This window comes from Saccharopolyspora sp. 7B, assembly GCF_020177435.1.
Classification (GTDB): domain Bacteria; phylum Actinomycetota; class Actinomycetes; order Mycobacteriales; family Pseudonocardiaceae; genus Saccharopolyspora_C; species Saccharopolyspora_C gregorii.
Genome location: NZ_JAIUKC010000076.1, coordinates 44572 through 65641, shown reverse-complemented (window position 1 = coordinate 65641; position 21070 = coordinate 44572). Strand labels below are relative to the sequence as shown.

20 protein-coding genes and 1 riboswitch are annotated in these 21070 nt (G+C 72.3%); of the genes, 7 read left to right on the top strand and 13 right to left on the bottom strand.

Translation table 11 applies throughout. The features are described 5' to 3' along the window. Positions 1 to 116: 116 nt before the first annotated feature. Positions 117 to 443, bottom strand: coding sequence for an FKBP-type peptidyl-prolyl cis-trans isomerase (locus LCD33_RS13635; protein WP_224961765.1), 327 nt, complete (start codon positions 441 to 443; stop codon positions 117 to 119). Between the two features lie 199 nt (positions 444 to 642). Here LCD33_RS13635 and LCD33_RS13630 point away from each other — a divergent pair, with 199 nt between their 5' ends. Beyond that, positions 643 to 1275 carry a pyridoxamine 5'-phosphate oxidase family protein gene (locus LCD33_RS13630; protein WP_224966349.1) on the top strand — a complete coding sequence of 211 codons (633 nt, stop codon included), beginning with the start codon at positions 643 to 645 and terminating at the stop codon, positions 1273 to 1275. Between the two features lie 26 nt (positions 1276 to 1301). Here the strand turns inward: LCD33_RS13630 and LCD33_RS13625 are convergent, their stop codons facing one another. The 4 genes from LCD33_RS13625 to LCD33_RS13610 all read right to left on the bottom strand — a co-directional run bounded on the left by LCD33_RS13625 (position 1302) and on the right by LCD33_RS13610 (position 5425). Further along, complete coding sequence (locus tag LCD33_RS13625; RefSeq protein ID WP_224961761.1) at positions 1302 to 1775, bottom strand: VOC family protein; 474 nt, start codon at positions 1773 to 1775, stop codon at positions 1302 to 1304. 221 nt (positions 1776 to 1996) lie between these two features. Continuing rightward, a complete protein-coding gene (locus tag LCD33_RS13620; RefSeq protein ID WP_224977910.1) occupies positions 1997 to 2221 on the bottom strand; it encodes a YbdD/YjiX family protein in 225 nt (74 codons plus the stop codon). Then, positions 2218 to 4338 (bottom strand): carbon starvation CstA family protein, encoded by a 2121-nt coding sequence (locus tag LCD33_RS13615; protein ID WP_224961757.1) that lies wholly within the window; start codon positions 4336 to 4338, stop codon positions 2218 to 2220. The genes LCD33_RS13620 and LCD33_RS13615 overlap by 4 nt, the downstream gene beginning before the upstream one ends. 265 nt (positions 4339 to 4603) lie before the next feature. Next, on the bottom strand, positions 4604 to 5425 hold the full coding sequence (locus LCD33_RS13610) for an LLM class F420-dependent oxidoreductase (RefSeq protein ID WP_224961755.1): 822 nt from the start codon (positions 5423 to 5425) through the stop codon (positions 4604 to 4606). Between the two features lie 523 nt (positions 5426 to 5948). Between LCD33_RS13610 and LCD33_RS13605 the strand changes: the two genes are divergently transcribed. Next, entirely contained in the window at positions 5949 to 6473 is a 525-nt protein-coding gene (locus LCD33_RS13605) for a SigE family RNA polymerase sigma factor (RefSeq protein ID WP_224961753.1), read from the top strand. Then, positions 6470 to 7495: a hypothetical protein gene (locus LCD33_RS13600; protein ID WP_224966351.1), complete on the top strand. Its 1026-nt coding sequence runs from the start codon at positions 6470 to 6472 to the stop codon at positions 7493 to 7495. The genes LCD33_RS13605 and LCD33_RS13600 overlap by 4 nt, the downstream gene beginning before the upstream one ends. 148 nt (positions 7496 to 7643) lie before the next feature. Here LCD33_RS13600 and LCD33_RS13595 read toward each other — a convergent pair whose 3' ends face one another. Then, the gene (locus LCD33_RS13595) at positions 7644 to 8912 is read right to left on the bottom strand and encodes a hypothetical protein (protein WP_224961749.1); all 1269 of its coding nucleotides are present in this window, start codon (positions 8910 to 8912) and stop codon (positions 7644 to 7646) included. Between the two features lie 369 nt (positions 8913 to 9281). On the opposite strand from LCD33_RS13595, the gene LCD33_RS13590 reads away from it, so the two are divergent. Then, entirely contained in the window at positions 9282 to 9785 is a 504-nt protein-coding gene (locus LCD33_RS13590; protein WP_224961748.1) for a DUF3145 domain-containing protein, read from the top strand. Positions 9786 to 9846: 61 nt separating this feature from the next. Next, positions 9847 to 10434 (top strand): hypothetical protein, encoded by a 588-nt coding sequence (locus LCD33_RS13585; protein ID WP_224966352.1) that lies wholly within the window; start codon positions 9847 to 9849, stop codon positions 10432 to 10434. 78 nt (positions 10435 to 10512) lie between these two features. Here LCD33_RS13585 and LCD33_RS13580 read toward each other — a convergent pair whose 3' ends face one another. The 5 genes from LCD33_RS13580 to LCD33_RS13560 form a co-directional block, all read right to left on the bottom strand. After that, positions 10513 to 11760, bottom strand: a complete 1248-nt coding sequence (locus tag LCD33_RS13580; protein WP_224961744.1) for a beta-ketoacyl synthase — start codon at positions 11758 to 11760, stop codon at positions 10513 to 10515. Then, positions 11757 to 11996, bottom strand: a complete 240-nt coding sequence (locus tag LCD33_RS13575) for an acyl carrier protein (protein WP_373689974.1) — start codon at positions 11994 to 11996, stop codon at positions 11757 to 11759. Before LCD33_RS13575 ends, LCD33_RS13580 begins: the two co-directional genes overlap by 4 nt. Positions 11997 to 12067: 71 nt before the next feature. Continuing rightward, the gene (locus LCD33_RS13570) at positions 12068 to 13048 is read right to left on the bottom strand and encodes a beta-ketoacyl-ACP synthase III (protein WP_224961742.1); all 981 of its coding nucleotides are present in this window, start codon (positions 13046 to 13048) and stop codon (positions 12068 to 12070) included. Next, positions 13045 to 14022, bottom strand: a complete 978-nt coding sequence (locus LCD33_RS13565; protein WP_255614751.1) for an ACP S-malonyltransferase — start codon at positions 14020 to 14022, stop codon at positions 13045 to 13047. Before LCD33_RS13565 ends, LCD33_RS13570 begins: the two co-directional genes overlap by 4 nt. Positions 14023 to 14166: 144 nt before the next feature. Further along, complete coding sequence (locus LCD33_RS13560; protein ID WP_224961738.1) at positions 14167 to 15369, bottom strand: CdaR family transcriptional regulator; 1203 nt, start codon at positions 15367 to 15369, stop codon at positions 14167 to 14169. 245 nt (positions 15370 to 15614) lie between these two features. Between LCD33_RS13560 and LCD33_RS13555 the strand changes: the two genes are divergently transcribed. Then, positions 15615 to 16562 carry an N-acetylmuramoyl-L-alanine amidase gene (locus tag LCD33_RS13555; RefSeq protein ID WP_224961736.1) on the top strand — a complete coding sequence of 316 codons (948 nt, stop codon included), beginning with the start codon at positions 15615 to 15617 and terminating at the stop codon, positions 16560 to 16562. Positions 16563 to 16772: 210 nt separating this feature from the next. Here the strand turns inward: LCD33_RS13555 and LCD33_RS13550 are convergent, their stop codons facing one another. Next, positions 16773 to 17009 (bottom strand): DUF3263 domain-containing protein, encoded by a 237-nt coding sequence (locus LCD33_RS13550; RefSeq protein WP_224966353.1) that lies wholly within the window; start codon positions 17007 to 17009, stop codon positions 16773 to 16775. A 194-nt stretch (positions 17010 to 17203) separates the two neighbouring features. Then, a riboswitch (FMN riboswitch) is annotated at positions 17204 to 17348 on the top strand. Between the two features lie 95 nt (positions 17349 to 17443). On the opposite strand from LCD33_RS13550, the gene LCD33_RS13545 reads away from it, so the two are divergent. Further along, complete coding sequence (locus LCD33_RS13545) at positions 17444 to 18082, top strand: nicotinamide mononucleotide transporter family protein (protein ID WP_224977909.1); 639 nt, start codon at positions 17444 to 17446, stop codon at positions 18080 to 18082. Between the two features lie 207 nt (positions 18083 to 18289). Here LCD33_RS13545 and aceE read toward each other — a convergent pair whose 3' ends face one another. Continuing rightward, on the bottom strand, positions 18290 to 21058 hold the full coding sequence (gene aceE / locus LCD33_RS13540; RefSeq protein ID WP_224963067.1) for a pyruvate dehydrogenase (acetyl-transferring), homodimeric type: 2769 nt from the start codon (positions 21056 to 21058) through the stop codon (positions 18290 to 18292). Positions 21059 to 21070 lie beyond the last annotated feature (12 nt).

The window sequence follows — 21070 nt, the reverse complement described above, 5'->3', positions numbered from 1 at the left end:
TACCACCAGCCCCCCGCGCGCTGACCACAGCGGTCTGAACAAGTTTAATATTCTGGCCGTTTGGCCCGCCGCCACACCCCCCCGCGCCCTCTGGGGCGGGGGGGCGGGCGGGTGGCTCACTTGACCTCGAGGAGCTCGACGTCGAAGTGCAGCGTGGAGTTCGGCGGGATGATCGGCGGGACGCCGCGCTCGCCGTAGGCCTGGGCGGGCGGGATCGTCAGGGTGCGGGTGCCGCCGACGCGCATGCCGACGACGCCGCTGTCCCAGCCCTCGATGACCTGGCCGGAACCCAGCACGAAGGTCAGGCCCTCGCCACGGTCGTGCGACGAGTCGAACTTCGAGCCGTCGCTGAGCGTGCCCGTGTAGTGCAGGGTCACGACGTGGCCGGGCTGGGCCTCGGTTCCCTCGCCGACATTGGTGTCCTCGACCTTGAGATCGCTCACAGCATCCTCCTCCGTTGTGGACCGTTCAGTCTGCCTCGGCGCGTGGTCCCGAGACCGCGCGGGGCTCGGGCGGAAAACCGCCGCCCGTTTCCCTTCGCGGCAAAGCGGATCTCCTTTCCGCGTGGCCGCGGACCCGGTCGCCCGAGACTCGGGTGAGGGTGGACCGGGTCGGAGGGAGCACCGGGTCGGAGGGAGCACGATGAGCCGGTACGCGCGCCTGGCGTTCACCGCGGCGGTGCGCGCCATGCAGGTCGAGCAGGGCAGCCGTCCCGCGCACCGCGCCGAACTGGGCGCCGGTGTGGGGCTCGAACCGGATCCGCTGGGGGAGCGGGAGCGCGCGTTCATCGCCGCCCGCGACGGCTGCTACCTGGCTTCGGTGGGGGAGACCGGGTGGCCGTACGTGCAGTTCCGCGGTGGCCCGCCCGGCTTCGTGCACGTCCTCGACGACCGCACCCTCGGCTACGCGGACGTGCGCGGGAACCGGCAGTACATCACCGGTGGGAACCTGCGCGGCGATCCGCGGGTCGCGCTGTTCTTCATGGACTACGCGACGCGGACCCGGTTGAAGCTGTTCGGGCGGGCCTCGGTGCGCGGGCTCGACGAGGATCCGCGGCTCACCGCGCGGCTGGACGCGCCGCGCGCCGGCGGCCGGGTCGAGCGGCTGGTGCTGATCGACGTCGAGGCGCACGACTGGAACTGCCCGAAGCACATCCCGCACCGCTACTCCGAAGCGGACCTGGCCCGCGCGCACGCCCGCCTCGACGCGCTGGAAGCGGAGAACGCGGCCCTCCGCGCCCGCCTCACCGCCCGCGGCGAACCACCTCCGAGATGAGTGATCGGAACGGGTGCGCGGTCCGCTCATTCCGCGAGGTAGGCCCGGCGGAGCGGTTCGAGGTCGAGCTTGTGCATGGTGAGCATCTGCCGCATCACGCGATCGGCGCGGGCCGGGTCGGGGTCGTGCAGCATGTCGGTGAGCTCGCGGGGCGCGATCTGCCAGGACAGGCCGTACCGGTCCTTCACCCAGCCGCACGGTCCCTGCTCACCACCGGCGGTGAGCCGCGTCGTCATCCGGTCCACCTCGTCCTGCGAGGTGCAGTCGACGTGCAACGAGATGGCCTCGCTGAAGGTGAACTCGGGGCCGCCGTTGAGGCCGAGGAACTCCTGCCCGGCGAGCTCGAACGTCACGGTGAGCACGGTGCCCGCCGCACCGGGCCCGGCCTCGCCGTGGCGCAGGACCTCGGTGATCCGGGAGTCCGGGAAGATCGAGGTGTAGAACCGCGCGGCCTCTTCGGCCTGCCCGTCGAACCACAGGCACGTGGTGATCTTCTGCATGGCGTCCTCCAGCCGTCGGCTTGCATCCGACGGGGACGACGCTCCTCGGCCTGAGTGCCGCGCGCACCTCGGCGCCCGCTTTCCGGTCTCGCCCGGTAGATCCGCTCGTGCTCCGGCGGGGCCGCCGCGTGAGGAGGCCGAGCCGCTGAACAGCTCGCAAGCACCGCCGCAGCCGTCACCTCGCGAGGCCCGGCGGAACCTCCGCCCCCGAACAGCAGCGGTCAGCAGCAGCGCGAGCCGGGCTGGACGTCCCCGCGGTCCACGTGCCGCCGCCAGAACTCCCGCTCGCCCAGCGGCGGTGTGCCGGGGTGGTGCGCGCGGTGGTGCTCCAGGTAGCGCTCGTAGGCGGTTTCGCCGACGATGCCCCGGGCGATCTGCCAGGCCTCGCGGGCGGAGCGTCCCAGCCGGGACCGCCCCCCCCCCGCGGCGGCGGACCGGGGGCTCACGTCCCCGCGCCCACTTCCTGCCGGTCCTCCGGCTCCCGCCGTTCCCGCATGATCCGCCGCTCCTCGGCGGTGGGGACCAGCCCGGACGGCGCCCACAGCGCCGACTCGGTGTGCGGGGTCTCGGTGTCGGGCAGCGGTGCGGTGCTGCGCAGCGCCTTGATCCACACCCGGATCGCGTCGGCGAGCACCACCAGGATGAGCACGGCGAACAGCACGCTGAGCACGCCGCACACCGTGGAGTTGGTGACGACCTGCCGCATCTCGTCGACGGTGGCCGCCGAGCCCTTGCTGGTCTCCCCGGCGTCGATCGCGGCCTGGTAGGCACTGCGCTGCGCGAAGAAGCCGAGCTTCGGGTCCGCGGAGAACACCTTCTGCCAGCTGGCGGTCAGCGTCACCACGGCGTCCCAGGCCAGCGGCACGATCGTCACCCACGCGTACTTCGCCCGACCCGACTTGATCAGCACGGTGGTCGCGACGGCGAGGGCGACGGCCGCCAGCAGCTGGTTGGCGATGCCGAACAGCGGGAACAACTGGTTGATGCCGCCCAGCGGGTCGTTCACCCCGGTCCACAGGAAGTAGCCCCAGCCGCCGACGATGGCCGCGCTGGAGATCCAGATGCCGGGCTTCCAAGTGACGTCGCCGAAGCGCTTCCACACGTTGCCGACGGTGTCCTGGAGCATGAACCGCCCCACCCGGGTGCCCGCGTCGACGGTGGTGAGGATGAACAGCGCCTCGAACATGACCGCGAAGTGGTACCAGAACGCCCGCATCGCGTCCCCGCCGAGGACCTGCGAGAACACCTCGGAGAGGCCGAGGGCGAGGGTCGGGGCGCCGCCGCTGCGGCCCACCAGCGTCTCCTCGTCCACGGCGGCGGCCGCGGCGGCGAGCTGCTCGGGGCTGATGGAGAACCCGACCCCGGCGACCGCGTCGGACGCGGACTGCAGGGTGTCGCCGAGCGCCGCGCTGGGCATGTTCATCGCGTAGTACATGCCCGGGTCGATGATGCAGGCCGCGGCCAGCGCCATGATCGCCACGAACGACTCGGTGAGCATCCCGCCGTAGCCGATGACCCGGACCTGGGATTCCTTCTCGATCAGCTTCGGCGTGGTGCCGGAGGACACCAGCGCGTGGAACCCGGACAGCGCACCGCACGCGATCTGGATGAACACGAACGGGAACAGGGTGCCCGCGAACACCGGCCCCTGGCCGTTGAACGCGAACTCGGTGATCGCCTCGGTCTTCATCACCGGCATCGCGATGAGGATCGACACGGCCAGCATCACGATGACGCCGACCTTCATGAACGTGCTCAGGTAGTCCCGTGGCGCCAGCAGTATCCACACCGGCAGCACCGAGGCGATGAAGCCGTACACGACGAGCGCCAGCACCACTTCGTTGCCGGAGAGCGTGAACGTTCCGGCGAGCGCGGAGTCGGCGACCCAGCTGCCGCCGATGATGCTCAGCAGCAGCAGCGCGATCCCGATGATCGAGGTCTCGATGATCCGCCCCGGCCGCAGGAACCGCAAATAGATGCCCATGAACAGGGCGATCGGGATGGTCATGCCGATGGAGAACGTGCCCCACGGCGAGCCCTTCAGCGCACCGACCACGACCAGCGCCAGCACCGCCAGCAGGATGATCATGATGGCGAGCACGGCGATGAGCGCGGCGATGCCGCCCACCGGCCCGATCTCCTCCCGCGCCATCTGCCCGAGGCTGCGCCCGTCGCGGCGGGTGGAGAAGAACAGCACCACCATGTCCTGCACGGCGCCCGCGAACACGACGCCGACGATGATCCAGATGGTGCCGGGCAGGTAGCCCATCTGCGCGGCCAGCACCGGCCCCACCAGCGGTCCGGCGCCCGCGATCGCCGCGAAGTGGTGCCCGAACAGCACCCTGCGGTCGGTGGGCTGGAAGTCGGCCGCGTTGTTCAGCCGCTCCGCCGGGGTGGCGCGGGTGTCGTCGGTCCGCAGCACCCGGTAGGCGATGAACCGCGCGTAGAACCGGTACCCGATCGCGTAGGAGGCCAGCGCGGCGAACACCAGCCAGGCCGCGGAGATCTCCTCGCCGCGGCTGAGCGCGATGACGCCCCAGGCGATGGCCCCCACCACTGCCACCAGCGTCCACACGAGGACCTGCCGGGGACTCCACTTCCGTCGTGGTGACGCCTCGTCCGTCGGCGTCGTTGTCGTCGTGTTCGCCACCGTCCCCGGTCTCCGTTTCCGCGATCAAGCAGTTGTGCACGCAACATGCCTCGTTGATCGCACCGATCTGCAAAGCAGTCGCAAGGATCTGCCTGCGGTGTCCCCCATGTCCAGTGCAAGACCGGGAAGTAACCAGGATGTAAGGGGCGGCCGCCGGCACCGGCCGCCCCCGCGCGGCTCAGCCGTGCCGGGCCACCACGCCGGCGAGCAGGTCGAGCCGTTCCAACGTCGCGTCCCGCGGCTTCGTCGGCAGGTAGAACAGGACGCGGTCCACCCCGGCCGCCGCGTACTCCTCCAGCGGTGCGTCCTTCGGCGCGGCGTACAGCGACACCGGCACCCGCCACCCGGCGCGCTCGCGCACCTTCTCGACCAGTTCGCCCAGGTTCTCGGTGCCCGCCCGGGGCAGCCAGCCGCCGCCGTACTCGGCGACGCGGGCGAAGGAGCGCTCGCTCTCACCGCCGATGTAGATCGGCGGGTGCGGGCTCTGCACCGGCTTCGGCCACGAGTACACCGGGTCGAAGTCGACGTGCTCCCCGTGGAACTCGGCGAGCTCGTTGGTCCAGATCTCGCGCATCGCCCGGATCCGCTCGTCCATCAGCGCGCCGCGCCTGCCCGGATCCGTGCCGTGGTTGCGCATCTCGTCGCGGTTCCAGCCCGCGCCGATGCCGAACACCACCCGCCCACCCGAGACGAGGTCCAGGCTGGCGACCTCCTTCGCCGTGGTGATCGGGTCGCGCTGCACCATCAGCGCGATCCCGGTGCCCAGCACCAGCTTCTCCGTCACGGCCGCGGCCGCGGTGAGGCTCACGAACGGGTCCAGGGTGCGGTAGTAGATGCGGGGCAGGTCGCCTCCGCCCGGGTAGGGCGTCTCGCGGCTCGCGGGGATGTGGGTGTGCTCGGCGAGGAACATCGCGTCGAACCCGCGTTCCTCCAGAGCACGACCCAGTTCCGCGGGCCCGATGCCTTCGTCGGTGTTGAACGTCGAGATGCCGAACTTCATGTCGGTTCAGGCGGCCGGGAGGCCGCCTATCCTCCCATCGCATGCCGAACGCGGAACAGATCCCGTGTCGCCGCCGACGGTAGTCGAACGCGCACCCGGCGGCATCGGCTGCCAAACGGGCGAGTGAGCGCGGCGTTGATCGGCTGACCAGCGGTTACACCATCAGGACGATCTTGGATGTGTCGATTCCCACTCGTCGCCGCGTCCGGCTGGAGCCAGGTCGCGACCACCTCCGTCCGCTGTGGACCGAACCGTCGGCCGGATGCGGCGAACCCCGACGCGGCGGTGGCCCCGCAGGCCGCGCGGCCGGCGCGGACCGGCCTCCGCTGGTCCTGCGCGGTACCGGGACCGGCCGTCGCGTCCGAGGCCGACGATCACTCCGCGAGGCCGTTCGTGGCGGACGGTAAGCTGCGCCTCTCCGCCGGTCGGAGCCAACGGTGGAAATCCGGTCCGCGTCGGCTGCCAACCGCGAAGGGGGTCTCGGGCGTCGTGCAGAGATGTGACGGTTTCGATCGCATTGCCCGTGACCGCCTGGCCGGGCGACGGGCTGGCGGCCATGGATGAACTGACGACCAAACTCACCGAGCTCTACCAGGACAACTACCGGCAACTGCTGCGCATAGCCGTGCTGCTCGTCGATGATCGCGCCTCCGCGGAGGACATCGTGCAGGACGCCTACGTGCGGGTGTTCGACTCCAGGGCGCGGCTGCGCGATCCGGAGAAGGCGCTGGCGTTCCTGCGGCAGGCGGTGCTCAACCGGGCCCGGTCGGTGCTGCGGCGCCGGATGGTCGCCAAGCGGTACCAACCTCGGATCGCCACCGAGGACTCGCGTCCGGACGACACCGGGCGCGGACTGGACCGGGCGGTGCTCGCCGACGCGCTCACCCAGCTGCCGCGCAGGCAGCGGGAAGCGGTGGTGCTGCGCTACTACGCCGACTTCAGCGAAGCGCGCACCGCGCAGCTGATGGGCGTGAGCCAGGGTGCGGTGAAGTCGTACTGCTCGCGGGGAGTGGCACGGCTGTCGGATCTGCTGCGGGAGCGGGTGTGAGGGATCCAAACGACACGCAGGACGTCGACGAGCTGCGCAGCGCGCTGCACGCCATCGTCGACGACGTCGAGCCGCGCGGGGACACCCTGCCCAGGCTGCTGGCCGCCCGGCAGCGCCGGTCCCGCAGGCCCTCGCGGCGCCCGCTGATCGCCGCGGGCGGGATCGCGGTCGCCGCCACCGCCGCGTTCCTGGTGGTCCTCGCGGTCGTGCCCACCGGCCCGCGGGCGCCGGAACCGGTCAGCATCGCCCCGAACAGCTACGTCGCCGCGCCCGCCACGTCGCTCGCCTCGTTCGACGTGCTCACCGGGAAGCGCAACGACGTGCTCGCCGACCTGCCCGCGCCGGTGCGCGGATCGCTGGCCGCCGACGGGAACCGCGTGTACGCGACCGTCCCGGCCGACGGCGGCAGCGACATCGTCGTGCTCGGCCCGGACCGCATCGTGCGCCCGGTGGCGCACCGCACCGGCAGCGGCACCGCACTGGCAGCGGGCGACGGGCTGTTCGCCTACTCCGACGACGACGAGATCGTCGTCGACGGAGCCGGTCCGGCGCGCCGGATACCCGTTCCGGCCGGGCAGCAGGTGCACGACCTGGCGGTCGGCGGTGGTGGGCGGCTCGCGGTGCTCACCTCCGACTCCGCGATCCACGTGGTGGCACCCGGCGCCGGCGAACTGGGGGCGCCGGTGCCGCAGCCCGCCGGGACCTGCGGGCCGCGCGCGCTCGCCTGGGCCGAGCGGGACCTCGCGGTGCTCGCCGCCACCGACTGCGGCGGTGCGGAGCGGCTGCGGATCGCCACGCTCGACGCGGACAGCGGCCGGGCGATCGGCGGCGGTGTTCCGTTCGGCACCGGGGGCGACGTCCCCGCCGAGCAGGTGCAGCTGTCGGTGGACCGCGTCGGCCGGTACCTCGTGTCCGCCGGCGACGGCAGGCAGTGGCTCATCGACGGCACCGACGTGCGCCCGGTCGCACCGGCCTGCTCGGACGACGGGTGCGCCACCGCTCCCGCCACCTTCTGGGGTTGAACCGCCGCACCCGTCGTGCTCGGCCGGTGCGGCGGAACCGCCGGCTGCTCCCGCCGCGGAGAGGACGTCCTCCGCGCGAGGGCCCCCCCGAGGACGCCCGGGCGGCCCGCGCGTGGATTCGCTCATCGGCGGGCGGAACAGGTGGCCGCTACGCCGGGGCGCGCAGGCGGAGGCCCCGTTCGGCGAGGGCGCGCAGCGCGACGTCGTCCGGATCCGACCGGCCCTCGGCCCACGCGGCCTGCACCGCCCGCAGCCGCCCGCCGGTCTGCTGCACCGCCGCCGCGGCGTCCGCGAACTCCGGCGAGCTCGGCATCCCCGGCTCCGCGCCCGAGTCGGCGATGCCGCCGGAACCGGGCGTGTTCAGCAGCTCCCGCAGGTTCCGCGCCGGGGTCGCCGACCCCAGGTCCACCACCGCGACCGACACGACCGCCGTGCGGCCCGCCGTCTCCCCGTCGAAGACCTGCCGGGACAGCCCCTCGCACGGGTGCCGCTGGAACCAGGCCCGCACGTCCCCGAACGCGGCCTCGGTGCAGTCCCCGCCCTGCTCGGCGCTGGTCCGGGTGAACGCGACGCCGTCCACCCGCTGCGCCGCGACCTCCCGAGCCCCCTCCGAACCACCGGCCAGCAGCAGCGCGGACACCGCACCGGCCAGCACCACCGCCACCGCGCCCAGCACCAGCAGCTTCGCGCGGCGCGGCACCGCGGCGAGCCGCTCCCGCAGGCCGTCCGGGCGCGCGGGCGGGCCGGGCGCCGGCTCGTCCGCCACCTTCGGGATGAGCAGCGTGCTCGCCACGGCGAGGTCGGGCGCCACCGAATCCGGGAAGCCCTCCTCGGTCAGCTCCGCCACCGAGATCCGGCGCGTGCGCTCGTCGAGGACGCCCAGCACCTTCCGAGCAGCCTCCACCCCGCACGCCCGCTCGTAGGTGGCGAGCTCGCGGGCCGCCGCGAGCATGCTCGTCGTGGACGGGTACAGCACCCGCACCCCGCGGTGCAGATCGCTCGTCGGCTGGATGATCCGCTCCGCGTAGGGACCGACGGCGATGATCGCGGCCACCGGCAGCGGTTCCGCGCCCCGGGACTGCAGCGCGCGGGCCAGCGCGGCGGCCGACTCCAGCGCGTCCAGCGCGGGGTTCATCGCCGAGTCCTGGCGCAGCAGCGGCCAGCCGTCCACCGTCCACGGCGTCTGCACCGGGGCCTCCAGCGAGAGCACCGACCCCGGCAGGTCCACGCCGACGACCACCACGATGCCGCGGGGCAGCACCAGCACCGCGTCCAGCGCCCGCGGCGCCCCCGGCGGCCGCACGCCGCACACCGCGACCCCGCCGTACACGCCGCTGCCCGGCCCCCAGGCCGTCACGGCCGCCCGGATGTCCGCGCCGATCTCGGTCGGCTCCTCGCCGAGCCGCACCACTCGCATGCTCGTCTCCCGTCCCCGAAGCTCGGGCCGGCCTGCCGCCGCCGGGCCCGGGTCGGCATTCTCGCCTACTCCGCGTACTCCCCCGTTCGAGTGGTATCGGCCACTCGTCCGCACCTGCTCCGTTGCGCCGTTCGGGGCGCCCGCTGCGTCGCGCGGGTGCGCCCGGAACTGCGACGACCCCGCGCCGGGTGGGCCGGGGAGCTCCGGCGAACCGTAGTCGAACCGCGCGACCCGTACGGGGAGTTCACCCACTTCATGTGGCGGTCGCGGTCGAGGCCCGTGCAGAATGACGCCGATCACCCGTGATCGGATCGCCGCAGGACGAGGTCGTAGGGGAAGACGTCCCTCGTCGAACAGCGGAGGTCAGCAGTGAGCACCCGTGGCAGCACAAGTGGCGTGATCTACGTCCACTCGTCGCCGTCTGCGGTCTGTCCGCACATCGAGTGGGCCGTTGCCGGCGCACTCGGCACGCGGGCGGAACTCCGCTGGACGGCGCAACCCGCGGCGCCTGGGCAGTTGCGCGCCGAACTCACCTGGACCGGCGAACCCGGTACCGGATCCAAGCTCGTCACCGCGCTGCGCGCGTGGCCGATGCTGCGCTTCGAGATCACCGAGGACCCCAGCCCGGGGATCGACGGGCAGCGCTTCTGCCACGTGCCCGGGCTCGGCCTGTGGAACGCGCGCACCAGCGCCAACGGCGACATCGTCGTCAGCGAGGACCAGTTGCGCACGCTCGCCGCCAACAGCCGCGGCTCCGAATCGTTCACCCACCGCGTCGACCAGCTGCTCGGCGCCGCCTGGGACGCGGAGCTGGAGCTGTTCCGCCACGCGGGCGACGGCGCACCGGTCAGCTGGCTGCACCGGGTGGGCTGACCGAGGTCCGGTCCGCGCCCGGTGCGGTCGCGGGACGTGCGGCTGTGGGAAGCTGATCGGCGTGCAGTCGTATTCTCCGGCCGGTCGTTCGCAGCACTCCTGGTGGAAGTTGGGGGTGCCGATCGCCGCGCTCGTGCTGATCGCGGCGGGCGTCGGCGGGGTCGCGGCGCAGCAGTACTACCCCGACTCGGTGCTCGCGGGCATCGACCCGGGCGTGCCGGGGCAGCCGGAGAGCTCCGAGTACGCCAACATCGAGTTCACCCCGGACGCGGAGGCGCACCCGGACCACGCGGACATCCGCTGGACCCTCCAGATGCACTTCAACGCGATCAACACGCGCCGCTACGAGACCTGGAAGACCACGGTCGTCGCGGCCAAGCAGCAGCAGCTGCCCGAGGACAAGTGGCAGCGCGAGTACGCCACCACGCGCGACGCCGCCATCAAGGTGCACCGGATCGAACCGGGCCCGGACGACTCGGTGCGCGTCCTGATGACCTTCGTCAGCACCCAGGACCCGAAGGACGCCCCCGCCGGGATGCAATCGGCGTGCCTGCGGTGGCGCGTGGTCTACCCGATGGTCGTGGACGGCGGCGGGTTCCGGCTCGACACCAACAGCCTGCCGGGCAGCGCGCTCGCCGTGCCCTGCTGACGGCAGCCGCACGACGAGGAGCGCCCCGCCCTCCGGTTCGCACCGGGAGGGGGGGCGCTCGCGCGAGCGGCCGGGACATCAGGCCTTGGTGAAGGCCAATGCCACGTTGTGCCCGCCGAAACCGAAGGAGTTGTTCACCGCGGCCGACACCTCGACGTGCCGCGGCTTGTCCGTCACCACGTCCAGCTCCACCTTCGGGTCGAGCTCGTCGAGGTTGCGGGTGGGCGGGATCTGCCCGTGGTAGATCGACAGCAGCGTCACGATGCTCTCGACCGCACCGGCGCCGCCCACGAGGTGCCCGAGCGCGCTCTTCGGCGCGGTCAGCGCGACCCCGTCGCCGAACGCCTTGCGGATCGCCGCCGCCTCCCCCACGTCACCGACCACGGTGGAGGTCGCGTGCGCGTTGACGTGCTCGACGTCGGAGGTGGACAGGCCCGCGGTGCGCACGGCCTGCGTCATCGCGTTGACCTGGCCGACGCCGTCCGGGTGGCTGCCGGTGATGTGGTAGGCGTCGGAGGTGATGCCCACCCCGCCCAGCCGGCCGTAGATCCGCGCTCCGCGCGCCTTGGCGTGCTCGGCGCTCTCCAGGATGACCACGCCGGCGCCTTCGCCGAGGACGAAGCCGTCCCGGCCCGTGTCGAACGGGCGCGAGGCCAGCTCGGGCTCGTCGTTGCGGGTGCTCAGCGTCCGGGCCTGGCAGAACCCGGCCACGGTGATCTGGTGGATGCAGGACTCGGCGCCACCGGCCACGACCACGTCGGCCTGCCCGGAGCGGATCATGTCCCACCCGCGCGCCAGCCCCTCCGCACCGGAGGCGCAGGCGGAGGCGGGGGAGTGCACCCCGGCTCGCGCGCGCAGGTCGATGCCGACGTGCGCCGCGGGCCCGTTGGGCATGAGCATCGGCACGGTCAGCGGCGAGATCTTGCGCAGCCCGTGCTGCTCCAGCAGGTCGTCCTGGTCGAGCAGCGTCACCGGACCGCCGATCCCGGTGCCGAGCGCGACACCGAGCCGATCCGGATCCACCGACTGGTGCTCGTCGGTGGGCATGTCGTAACCGGCGTCGCTCCAGGCCTGGCGGGCCGCGATGATCGCGATCGCCTGGCAGCGGTCCAGCCGGCGCAGCTGCACGCGGGGCAGCACCTCGGCGGGCTCCACGACCAGCGGAGCGCCGATCTTGGCGGGCAGGTCGTACTTGTCGACCCATTCCGCCGTCAGCCTGCGCACCCCGCTGCGACCGGTCAGCAGACCGTCCCAGGTGGACGCGACGTCACCACCGAGTGGTGTCGTCGCGCCCATCCCGGTGATGACGACGTCGGTCGCCGTCATGCGTTCTTGGTGATGTAGTCCACCGCATCACCCACGGTCTTGAGGTTCGCCAGCTCGTCGTCGGGGATCTTGACGCCGAACTTGTCCTCCGCCTGCACGGCGATCTCGACCATCGACAGCGAGTCGATGTCGAGGTCGTCGACGAAGGACTTCTCGACGGTGACCTCGTCGGCGTCCACACCCGCGACCTCTTCGACGATGCCGGCGAGACCCTGCGCGATTTCCTCGTTCGCCACGATGGTTCCTTTCGTTGTTGCGGTGGTCACCGCGGACGTGCCCGCGGCGGTTCCGGTGAGCGCGGACGCGCTCAGGGGCAGATCACGACCTGGCCGGCGTAGGACAATCCCGCCCCGAAACCGACCAGGAGCAGCACATCGCCGCTGGAGAGCTCGCCCGCCGACCGCATGTGGTCGATCGCGAGCGGGATCGACGCGGCCGAGGTGTTGCCCGAGTAGACGATGTCACGCGCGACCACCAGGTCGTCGCGGGCACCCTGGCTCTGCAGCTTCTTGGCGATGCCCTCGACGATCCGCAGGTTCGCCTGGTGCGCGACCAGGGCGTCCACATCGGACAGCTCCAGGCCCGCGAGCTCCACGGCCCGCATCGCCACCGGCGCGATCTGGGTGGTCGCCCAGCGGAAGACCGACTGGCCCTCCTGGTAGATGTACTTGCCGTCGCGCAGGTAGATCGTGTCGACCAGGTCACCCGCGCTGCCCAGCGCGGCCGGGGCGATGCCCGGCTCGTCGGCCGGTCCCACGACCGCCGCACCCGCGCCGTCGGCGAAGATGATGCAGTTCGCCCGGTCCTCCCAGTCGATCCACTCCTGGAACCGCTCCGCGCCGATCACCAGCACCCGGCGGGCCGAACCGGCCAGCACCATGTCCGATGCGGTGTTGAGCGCGTAGCAGAACCCGGCGCAGGCGGCGTTGAGGTCGAACGCGCCGGAGGCCTTGATGCCGATCTTGTCGGCGACCTGCGCGGCCGCGTTGGGGATCCCGCCCGGCATCGTGCAGGTCGCGATGATCACCTGGTCGACGTCGGCCGGAGTCAGGCCCGCGTCGGCGATCGCCTTCGAACCGGCCTCCACGGCCATCGAGACCACGGTCTGGTCCTCGTCGCCGAGGCGGCGGTGCACGATGCCGACGCGCTGCTGGATCCACTCGTCGTTCGTGTCGACGATCTCGGCCAGGTCGTGGTTGGTCACGACCCGGTTGCCCTGGGTGCTACCGAAGCCGAGCAGCTTGGTCGCCGCCGGTCCGGTGGACTTGCGCAGGGTCGGTGTGCTCACGCATCGCTCCCAGAGGTGTTCGCGTCCTGGGCGGTCTCCTCGGAGTCCGCTGCCAGCAGGTCGGCGACCTTGTCGAGGTCTTCGGGCTTCTTCAGCGCCACGGTCTTGGTGCCCTTGAGCTCGCGGCGCACCAGGCCGGTCAGCGCACCGGCGGGCGGGAACTCGACCACCGCCGTCACCCCGCGCTCGGCGAGGGCGGTCATGCAGTGGTCCCAGCGCACCGGCCGGGTGATCTGCGCGACGAGCAGGCGCACGAACTCGTCGCCGGACTCGACGAACGAGCCGTCCGAGTTGGACAGCAGCGGGAACGCCGGGTCCTTCGCCGCCGCCTCCTGCGCCCGCGCGCCGAACGCGTCCTGCGCGGGAGCCATGAAGCGGGTGTGGAACGCCCCGGCCACGGCCAGCGGACGCACCTTCGTGCCCGGCAGCGGCTCCTCGGCCAGCGCCTCCAGCGCGGGCTTGCGGCCGGCCGCGACGATCTGGCCCGCACCGTTGCAGTTCGCCGGGTCCAGGCCCAGCGACTCCAGGTGGGAGATCACGGCGTCCCGGTCCCCGCCCATCACCGCGGACATCGCGGTCGGTTCCAGGGCGCACGCCGCCGCCATCTCCCGGCCGCGCACCGCGGCCAGCGCGACCGCGTCGTCGGGGGAGAGCACGCCTGCGATCGCCGCCGCCGCCAGCTCGCCCACCGAATGACCAGCCACCGGGGTCTCCGCGGGCACGTCGAAGCGGGCGCGCAGCTGCTCGGCCGCCAGCAGGGACAGCGCCACCACCAGCGGCTGCGTGACCGCGGTGTCCTTGATCTCGTCCGCGTCGGCGGTGGTGCCCAACCGGACCAGGTCCAGGCCGGCGTGCTCCGACCAGGCCTCGACGCGCTCGCGGGCGCCGTCCGGTTCGAGCCACGGGGAGAGCATGCCGGGGGCCTGGGAGCCCTGTCCGGGAGCGAGGAGCGCGATCACCCTGCTACTACACATGGCCGACCGAGATCGGCGTGATGCCGGTACGGACGAAGTCCGAGGCACAATCTTGTGGAGTGTCTACAAGGACAACGACGATTCGGGCATCACGCACCGTGATTCGTTGTCGCTCGTGCCGGTCCGGTGCCGACACGGGACCGATCACCACAGGCCGCGGGCCCGCGCCAGCCGGCCCACGGACAACGCTACCCGCAGCACCAGGGCGTCCCGCGCGTTCGCCGGGGTGCGGCCGGTCAGCTCGGCGACCCGGCGCAGCCGGTACCGCACCGTGTTCGGGTGCACGTACAGCTGCCGGGCGCAGTTCTCCAGCACCCCGCCCAGCTCCAGGTAGGTGTCCACCGTCTCCAGCAGCGCACCGCCCGCGTCCACCAGCGGCAGCACGATTCCCTCGACCAGCTGGCGCTCCGCCTCCGGATCACCGGCCAGCGCGCGCTCCGGGAGCAGGTCCTCCGCCAGCACCGGGCGCGGCGCCGTCGGCCAGGCCACCACCGCCCGCAGGCCGGACATCGCGTCCGCCGCCGAGCGGTGCGCCTCGGACAGGCTCGCCACCGTCGGGCCGACCACCACGGGGCCGCTGTCGAAGGCCTCCGCCAGCTTGTCCGCCGCCGCCGGCGCGCCGTGGTCGTCGGACGGGCCGCCGAACACCACCACCAAGCGGGTGCCCTGCACGCCGAGCAGCACCGGACGTCCGGCGCGGGCCGCGCTCCGGCGCACCTGGTAGATGATCGTCGGCGGGTCGTCGGAGGGGGCCGTGCCGACCAGCACCGTCGCCTCCGAACCCGGCTCCCAGCCGAGGGCGGCGGCCCGCGACAGCAGCGACTCCTCGGGGTCGCCGCGCACGATGCCGTCCACGACGAGCGCCTCCAGCCGCGCGTCCCACGCACCGCGCGCCTCGGCCGCCGCCGCGTACGAGGTGGCCGCCGCGAACGCGATCTCCCGCGTGTAGCGCAGGATCGACTCGGTGAGCGCGGTGCGCTCCGCCTCCTGCTTGGCGAGCTCCGGCAACCGCTGCTCGAACACGTCGATCGCCGCGCGCACCAGGTCCAGCGTCTGCCGCAGGCTCACCCACCGCGACAGGTCCTTCGGAGCGGCGCGGAACGCCTCCGCCGTCAACCGGATGGCCTCCGTCGGATCCTGCATCCAGGCCACGAAGTTCGACACCCCGGTCTGCGTCACCAGCAGCACGCTCGCCCGCTGATCGGCGGGCAGCCTGCGGAACCACGGCAACCGCTGCTCCATGGCGCCGACGCTCGCCGTCGCCAGGTCACCGGAAGCCCGCTCCAGTGCGCGCAGGGTGGTCGAGGAAATGCGTTCGCCTTGTTCACCTGCGCCTTCGGAATGCATGCCGCCAGAATCGCACGCCCCCGCGACGCCCGGTGCCGGGCACCGCGTGCACCGCGGACCGGGCGACCAGGTAGGCGGGACCGGGGTCCGGCGCGGCGTCGCCCGCTCGCCACGCCCGGTTCGGCCCCCGGAAACCGGCAGCGCAGCGGCATTTCATCCGATCAGGCGTGGCCGGTGCGGCGCACCGCGGGACACGATGGGAGCAGGCGACGCGGCCACCGACGGCCGCCAGGGGAGTGATGGCGATGGCTCTGCCGCTGGTGTGGCTGGGAGACGTGCTGCGGGCGGCGGGGCTCACCGTCGTGGAGACGCCCGGATGGCTGGAACGCACCGCGAACTCGGGCGCGCAGCCCGAACCCGTCGGGGTGCTGGAGCACCACACCGCCACGGTCGCCTCCTACGAGGACCCGGCGCCGAGCCTGCAGCTCGTCGTCGACGGGCGGTCCGACCTGGCCGGGCCGCTGTGCCACGGGCTGATCGGCTTCGACGGCGTGGTGCACTTGATCTCCGCCGGGCGCGCCAACCACGCTGGGAAGGCGCGGGCCTCCGGGCCGGTGCCCGAAGGCGACGGCAACGTGCTCTACGTCGGTTTCGAATGGGACTACCAGGGCGTCGAGCAGGGGCCCAGCCCCGAGCAGTACGCCGCAGCGCTGACCGCGACCAGGGCCGTGCTCGACCACATCGGAGCACCTCCCGAGGCCGCGCGCGGGCACAAGGAGACCAGCGTGACCGGCAAGATCGACCCCGGCCACGTCGACCTGGACCGCTTCCGGGCCGAACTCGCCACGAGTGAACAGGAGAACGCCGACATGACGCCCGAACAGGACGCGATCCTGCGCCGCATCGAGAACGAGCTGCTGGGCCCGCGCGGGCCGGAAGGGCAGATCGCCGGCTGGAACACCGCGCTCGGACCGCGCACCCCGGTGGCGATGCTGGTGGACCTCGTCAACGGGCTGCTCGCCACGCAGACCCCAGCGCCGCAGCAGCAGGCCGCCCCGCAGCAGCAGGCGCCCGCCGTGCCGCAGCAGCAGGCTCCACCGGCTCCCGCGCAGACCGCGGGCGACGTCGAGTCGATCAAGGCCGCGTTCGCCGCGCTGTCACCGGCGCAGGCCGCGCCGCTGCTCGCGGACCTGGTGCGCATCCAGCAGGAGCGCCAGCTCACCCCGGAGCAGCAGGCCGCCGCGGACGCTTAGGCCACCGCTCGGCCGCACATCGCCTGGGTGGGGGCGGAACCGCACGGCTCGTCCTCGCGCGCGGTGGGTGCTTCGCCGGTTCCCGGGGGAGGGAGTCGCCGGAGTTCCCGAGACCGGGGTCTCCGGGAGAAAGCCGCCGCGGTCCTGCTGCCCGAGTTCCCCGCGCCCGGAGCCGAGGGGCGGGCCGTGGGCGGTCGAACTCGGCGGAGGTCAGCGCCGGGGGGCCGCCGCTCGACGATCGGAGCGTTCGGCCCGCATCCGCAATAATCGCTTCACCAGGACCGGCTGCTGGGCCAGCGCCTCCGGCTCGTCCAGCAACCGGTTGAGCCGCTGGTAGTAGCGCGTCGGCGAGAGGCCGAACCGCTCCTGGATGACGCGGTCCTTGCTGCCCGGGTAGCGCCAGAACTCGCTCTCGAACGCCAGGATCGCCTGATCGACGTCGTTCACCCCGCCACCCCCTTCGCGTCGAGCGCTCGCCGCCCGGCCGATGAGATCCGTTCAACCGGAGATCGCCACTGTACCCCGCGACGCACGTTTGTTCGATCACTTGAGCGACGACTCACCCGTGGTGTGATCCGAGCCACCAGTTGGCGACGGAACAACTCCCGCGGTCGACGATGTTGGCAGGAGTACGAGAAGTCGTGCGCTCCGGGGCTCGGTGAGATTCCGAACCGGCGGTGACAGTCCGCGAACCGGCGCCTCCCGGCCGAACCCGGCCCGGGGAGCCCGGCCGATCCGGTGGAATTCCGGAACCGACGGTGACAGTCCGGATGGGAGGCGGCGCACGGGTACCTGACCGGAACCGGTCGCCGTCCGCGGCACCGGCGCCCGTCGCGTTCCCGACCATCCCCGGCGCCAGGACCGGCTGGGAGGAGTGGGTTGTGCGCGCTGCGGCGGAATGGTTGCTCGGCAACGGGATCACCGTGCTGGGCCAGCAGATCTCCTGGGCAGAGCTGGTGGGGCAGCTGTGCGCGCTCGCCGTGGTCTTCCTGGCGCAGCGCCGCACCTTGGCGACCTGGCCGGTGCAGGTGACGGCGACGGTGCTGCTGTTCGCGGTGTACGCGTCGGCGCAGCTCGGCGGGCTGGCCGTCCGGCAGATCGTGATCCTGCTGATCTCGGTGTACGGCTGGTGGGCGTGGAGCCGCCGCAGCGACCCGGTGTACGGGGTGGCGGTCCGCAAGGGGACCGCGCGCGAGCGGCTGGTGCTGCTGGGCGTGCTGGCGGCGGCCACCACCGGGTTCGCGCTGCTGCTGACCGCGCTGGACGCCTCCTGGGCGCCGTGGCCGGACGCCTGGATCTTCGTCGGTACCGCGGTCGCGTTCTGGGCGCAGGGCCGCGGTCTGGTCGAGTTCTGGCTGGTGTGGCTGGCCGTGGACGCGGTCGGGGTGCCGTTGCAGCTGGCGTCCGGGCTGCACTTCAGCGCCGCGATCTACGTGGTGTTCGCCGCGCTGGTGATGCACGGCTGGTGGAGCTGGAACCGCACCGCCAAGTCGCAGCAGCTGGCCCCGACCCGGGTCTGAACGGCGAACGGGCCCGGCCGTCGCGGGGCGGCCCGTTTCGCCCGGACCTGGGCGGTGGGTCCTGCCGATTCCCCGCTGAGCAGCGACCCGGCGCGGAACAGGACCATCCGGTGGTTCTCAGCGGGATTCGCGCGAGGACGTCGCGAGCGATCATCCCGCTGAGGTTCTGCCACCCGCTCCGCCGAGCGGCCCGGGTGGCGGTCCGTTTCAGGCGTCGCCGGACTCGGAGGTCTGCGGACCGGCGGCTCGCACATCGCCCAGCCGGTAGCGCTGCGCGGCCTCGGTGACCCGGGACCGGTCGACGAGTCCGCGGCGGGCCAGCGCGGCGAGCACGGCGACCACGGTGGACTCGGCGTCCACCAGGAACACCCGGCGCGCCGCCGGGCGGGTGTCGGAGAAGCCGAACCCGTCGGCGCCCAGGCTCACCATGTCGCCCGGCACCCACGAGCGGATCAGGTCCGGCACCGCCCGCATCCAGTCGCTGACCGCCACCACCGGCCCGTCGGTGTCCAGCAGCGCGCGCGTCACGTACGGCACCTTCGGCTCGGAGTCGGGGTGCAGCAGGTTGTGCCGGTCGACGGACTCGGCCTCGCGGCGCAGCTCGGTCCACGAGGTCGCCGACCACACGTCGGCCCGCACGTCCCACTCCTCGGCGAGCAGCTGCTGCGCGCGCAGCGCCTCCGGCATCGCCACCCCGGAGGCCAGCACCTGCGCGGGGACGGAGCCACCGGTGCCGCGGCGGAACAGGTACAGCCCGCGCAGCAGCCCGTCCACGTCCACGTCGTCCGGTTCGGCGGGCTGCCGGTACGGCTCGTTGTAGACGGTCAGGTAGTAGAAGACGTTCTCGGCGTCCGGCCCGTACATCCGCCGCAGCCCGTCCTTGACGATGTGCGCGACCTCGAACGCCCACGCCGGGTCGTAGGACACCACCGCGGGGTTCGTCGCCGCCAGCAGCAGCGAATGCCCGTCGGCGTGCTGCAGGCCCTCCCCGGTGAGCGTGGTGCGCCCGGCGGTGGCGCCGAGCAGGAACCCGCGCGCCATCTGGTCCCCGGCGGCCCACAGGCTGTCGCCGGTGCGCTGGAACCCGAACATCGAGTAGAAGATGTAGATCGGGATCATCGGTTCGCCGTGGGTGGCGTAGGCGGTGCCCGCGGCGGTGAACGAGGCGCTGGACCCGGCCTCGTTGATGCCTTCGTGCAGGATCTGCCCCTGCTCGCTCTCCCGGTAGGCGAGCATCAGCCGGTAGTCGACCGGCGTGTAGGACTGCCCGTTCGGGTTGTAGATCTTCTGCGACGGGAACATCGAGTCCATCCCGAAGGTCCGCGCCTCGTCCGGGATGATCGGCACGATCCGCGGTCCCACCTCGGGGTCCTTGGCGAGGTCCTTGAGCAGCCGGACGAACGCCATCGTGGTGGCGACCTCCTGCTTGCCGGAGCCGCGCCGGATCACGTCGTAGACGTCGTCGCCGGGCAGCACGAGCGACTTCGCCTTCACCCGCCGCTCCGGCAGGTAGCCGCCGAGCCGCTGTCGGCGTTCCCGCAGGTACTGGATCTCGGGAGCGTCCTCACCGGGGTGGTAGTAGGGCGGCAGGTACGGGTCGGCTTCGAGCTGCTCGTCGCTGATCGGGATCCGCAGGCTGTCCCGGAACAGCTTGAGGTCGTCCAAGGTCATCTTCTTCATCTGGTGCGTGGCGTTGCGGCCCTCGAAGTGCGGGCCGAGCCCGTAGCCCTTGATCGTCTTGGCGAGGATGACGGTGGGCTGCCCGTGGTGCTCGGTGGCGGCCTTGTAGGCGGCGTGGACCTTCCGGTAGTCGTGGCCGCCGCGGCGCAGCGCCCACACCTCGTCGTCGGTGAGGTCCTTGACCATGTCCTTGGTGCGCGGGTCGCGGCCGAAGAAGTGCTCGCGGACGAAGGCGCCGTCGTTGGCCTTGTAGGTCTGGAAGTCGCCGTCGGGCGTGGTGTTCATCAGGTTGACCAGCGCGCCGTCCCGGTCGGCGTGCAGCAGCGAGTCCCACTCGCGGCCCCACACGACCTTGATGACGTTCCAGCCCGCGCCGCGGAAGAACGACTCCAGCTCCTGGATGATCTTCCCGTTGCCGCGCACCGGCCCGTCGAGCTGCTGCAAGTTGCAGTTCACGACGAACGTCAGGTTGTCCAGCCCTTCGTTCGCCGCAACGTGCAGCAGTCCGCGCGATTCGGGCTCGTTCATCTCCCCGTCGCCGAGGAACGCCCACACGCGTTGCTGGCTGGTGTCCTTGATGCCGCGGTCGTGCAAGTAGCGGTCGAACCGGGCCTGGAAGATCGCGTTCATCGGGCCGAGGCCCATCGACACGGTGGGGAACTCCCAGAAGTCCGGCATCAGCCGCGGGTGCGGGTAGGACGGCAGCCCGCCACCGGGGCCCGCGTGCGAGTGCTCCTGGCGGAACCCGTCGAGCTGGTCGGTGGTCAGCCTGCCTTCGAGGAAGGCGCGGGCGTAGATGCCGGGGGAGGCGTGGCCCTGGATGTAGAGGTGGTCGCCCCCGCCGGGGTGGTCCTTGCCGCGGAAGAAGTGGTTGAACCCGACCTCGTAGAGGCTGGCGGACGAGGCGAACGAGGAGATGTGCCCGCCGACGCCGATCCCGGGCCGTTGTGCACGATGCACCATCATCGCAGCGTTCCACCGCATCCAGGCGCGGTAGCGCCGTTCGACCTCCTCATCGCCGGGGAACCACGGTTCCTGGTCGGTGGCGATGGTGTTCACGTAGTCGGTGCTGGTCAGGGCGGGAACGCCGACGCCGCCTTCGCGGGCGCGCTCCAGCAGGCGGAGCATCAGGTAGCGGGCACGCTGCTGGCCGTGCTCGCCGAGCATCGTGTCGAACGACTGCAACCATTCTTCGGTCTCCTCCGGATCGATGTCCGGGAGATGCGAGGCGAGACCGTCTCGGATGACCCGCACCCGTTGCGGGGTGCCGCCGACGTCGTTGCTGTGCGCGGGCAAAGGAACTCCTCG

Excerpts from the sequence above, each read along its gene's own strand:
- LCD33_RS13560 (WP_224961738.1), bottom strand. The coding sequence starts at position 15,369 with ATGCATTCCGAAGGCGCAGGTGAACAAGGCGAACGCATTTCCTCGACC.
- LCD33_RS13595 (WP_224961749.1), bottom strand. The coding sequence starts at position 8,912 with ATGCGAGTGGTGCGGCTCGGCGAGGAGCCGACCGAGATCGGCGCGGAC.
- LCD33_RS13630 (WP_224966349.1), top strand. The coding sequence starts at position 643 with ATGAGCCGGTACGCGCGCCTGGCGTTCACCGCGGCGGTGCGCGCCATG.
- LCD33_RS13580 (WP_224961744.1), bottom strand. The coding sequence starts at position 11,760 with ATGACGGCGACCGACGTCGTCATCACCGGGATGGGCGCGACGACACCA.
- LCD33_RS13565 (WP_255614751.1), bottom strand. The coding sequence starts at position 14,022 with ATGTGTAGTAGCAGGGTGATCGCGCTCCTCGCTCCCGGACAGGGCTCC.
- LCD33_RS13610 (WP_224961755.1), bottom strand. The coding sequence starts at position 5,425 with ATGAAGTTCGGCATCTCGACGTTCAACACCGACGAAGGCATCGGGCCC.
- LCD33_RS13555 (WP_224961736.1), top strand. The coding sequence starts at position 15,615 with ATGGCTCTGCCGCTGGTGTGGCTGGGAGACGTGCTGCGGGCGGCGGGG.
- LCD33_RS13625 (WP_224961761.1), bottom strand. The coding sequence starts at position 1,775 with ATGCAGAAGATCACCACGTGCCTGTGGTTCGACGGGCAGGCCGAAGAG.